The organism is Pseudoduganella sp. RAF53_2 (assembly GCF_052113985.1).
In the GTDB taxonomy this organism is placed as follows: domain Bacteria; phylum Pseudomonadota; class Gammaproteobacteria; order Burkholderiales; family Burkholderiaceae_D; genus Rugamonas.
In genome coordinates, this window is the sequence record NZ_JBFRDW010000822.1 from 1 (window position 1) to 2,246 (window position 2,246).

The window sequence follows — 2,246 nt, forward strand, 5'->3', positions numbered from 1 at the left end:
CCTTTGGAGTTCGCCGGTAAAATGGGCAATCATTTCGCGAGTTTTGGGCAATCTGGGTGGGCAATCACCACCTAGAATCGGCTGCTCTGTTACTCTCTTTTGTTAGTAAGTAACGCCTCCACTGCAGCTCGACCAGATGAAGCCCTTGCATACTTTAGTTTCTGAGAAATATCGTGAACTAGCTCAATTGCTCTTCGCGCATACTCCGCATGACGGAAATTTCGACCTTCCAATTCCTGGCGCCCACGTAATGCGTGCATCTCGCGCTAACAAGGAGCTGGCACACGACATCGCAAGACCTTGTCTTTGTCTTGTTGCTCAAGGAGCCAAGATTGCGATGCTCGGTAGCGATGTGTTTCGATATGACAACGCCGCGATGTTGGTCTATTCAATTGAAGTGCCGGTCGCCTCGCAAGTGGCAGCCGTGCATCGCCAGCCAGCGTTTAAAGCTGTCGAACCATCCGGTACTGGTCGTGGTCTTGGGATACATGCCGAAACCGTGGCCGCCTTGTTCGTAGAAATGGAATTCCACCGGACGCTTTGCCGTCCGCCAGCTGTCGATCAGACCATAGCCGCCATGACCAAACAGCGGGTCATCCGCAGCAAGGGCCACGAACAAGGGCGGCGCATTGGCAGGCACCGTCACCGGCGCCAGCGGCCCGTAGATATTGGCGATGAAGGCAGGGCTGACGTCCTGTGCGTGCAGCGCCGTGGACATTGTCAGCATGGCGCCGGCCGAAAAACCGAGCATGCCGATACGGTCGGGGTCTATCTTCCATTCGTCGGCGCGCGAACGCAGTAGCGCAAAGGCGGCGCAGGCATCTGCAATCTGGACGGCATAAGTTTGCGCAGGACTTTGCTGGGCCGATGCGCCGGCCGTTCGCGCGTCCTCGGAAAACAGCTTCGCCATGGCTTGCTCAAACGCGTCCATATCTTCTGGCGTTTGAATCAGGCGATACTTCAGCACAAAGGCGGCGATGCCTTCCCTGGCCAGCGCCTGCGCGACCTCCCAGCCCTCATTACTCATCGACAGCGTGCGGAAGCCGCCGCCGGGCGCCACAACAACTGCGGCGCCACTGGCTTTTGCCGGGTCCGGCAGGAACGGCGTCAGCGTGGCGACCGTGACGTTGCGTGCGAAGTCACTGCCATATTGGCGGTGCCAGGATTCCCCTGCCTTGCTTCCGCGTCGGCCCGGATTTCGGCGCCGATTGCAGCGCCAGGGCCAGCCGCCGCGCAGCTCAATGCGGCGTACAGCGCTGCACGCGCCAGTTCGTTTTTCTTGTCTCCTTTGCGGCCTGTCTGGTCGCTTTTTTTCTTCCGCATATACGCTCCATGTTAGCGGGGGTGTCGAAATGGTTGCGTTAACATTGGATGCAAATGTAAAGCGGAAGTTGGCATTGAACCCATAACTTCTTTGTGTGTTTTGATATTGAAAATAGTATGCGTTGATGCCGTCTGGCGCAGTGCCCGGATGTGGACATGGCCCGCGATGCAGGCCGCGCTCATGCTTTTTGACACGTCGACCGTGCGTCGTTCTTTGACGATGCCGCGGTACGTACCTGACCTACGTCTCAGTAGCGGTGACGTGGCAAACTAAAGTAACCTGTTAAATTATGTTTGACGGGTTATTGGGGTGGGCGTAGAGTGGGCCAATGCGTGTCATGTGGATACGTAAATTCGGCGGTTGTGTCGGCCAACTAACAATTAGGAAAGAACATGAAATCTGTGGCGATTGTCACCGGCGCTAGCTCGGGAATTGGAAGATCAACGGCGTTGCGCTTGGCGCTTGACTTTGGGGCCGTGGTGCTCGTTGCACGAGGAGGCGAGCACCTCTCGGAAGTTACAGAAGAGGTCAGGGCGATGGGGGCTGAGTCACTGATGATTGAGCAGGATTTGTCAGCGATAACGGCGGCAGAAAGAATTGTCGGCGAAACCATGGCGCGGTTTGGTCGAGTCGACGCTTTGGTTAATGTTGCGGGTGCTGTGCCAGGAATTGATGTGTTTCAAATGACGGATGAGCAATGGAACACGGGGATGGAACTCAAATTTCACGGTGCACGGCGCTTGACGATCCGCGCATGGGAAGCGCTGAAGGCATCAAAAGGCGCGGTGGTGTTTGTTTCTGGAACAGCTGCGATTAACCCAAAACCGGGCGCGGCCGCTGTTGGCGCGATTAACGCGGCGATTGAGGCGTTAGCGAAGGCGTTTGCAGAACGCGGAATAGAAGACGGTGTACAGGTGAATAG

3 protein-coding genes and 1 pseudogene are annotated in these 2,246 nt (G+C 56.5%); 2 read left to right on the forward strand and 2 right to left on the reverse strand.

Going from position 1 to position 2,246, the window contains the following annotated elements; translation table 11 throughout:
• Positions 1–250 precede the first annotated feature (250 nt).
• Positions 251–382: pseudogene (locus AB4Z11_RS29915) on the forward strand (AraC family transcriptional regulator N-terminal domain-containing protein); the annotation flags it as partial.
• Between the two features lie 6 nt (positions 383–388).
• On the opposite strand, the gene AB4Z11_RS29920 reads toward AB4Z11_RS29915, so the two are convergent.
• Positions 389–1,111, reverse strand: coding sequence for an alpha/beta hydrolase (locus AB4Z11_RS29920; RefSeq protein WP_442029553.1), 723 nt, complete (start codon positions 1,109–1,111; stop codon positions 389–391).
• On the reverse strand, positions 1,108–1,323 hold the full coding sequence (locus AB4Z11_RS29925; RefSeq protein ID WP_442029549.1) for a hypothetical protein: 216 nt from the start codon (positions 1,321–1,323) through the stop codon (positions 1,108–1,110). The genes AB4Z11_RS29920 and AB4Z11_RS29925 overlap by 4 nt, the downstream gene beginning before the upstream one ends.
• Before the next feature lie 393 nt (positions 1,324–1,716).
• Between AB4Z11_RS29925 and AB4Z11_RS29930 the strand changes: the two genes are divergently transcribed.
• Positions 1,717–2,246 (forward strand): SDR family NAD(P)-dependent oxidoreductase (locus AB4Z11_RS29930; RefSeq protein ID WP_442029551.1); only part of this gene is annotated, 530 nt, incomplete at its 3' end.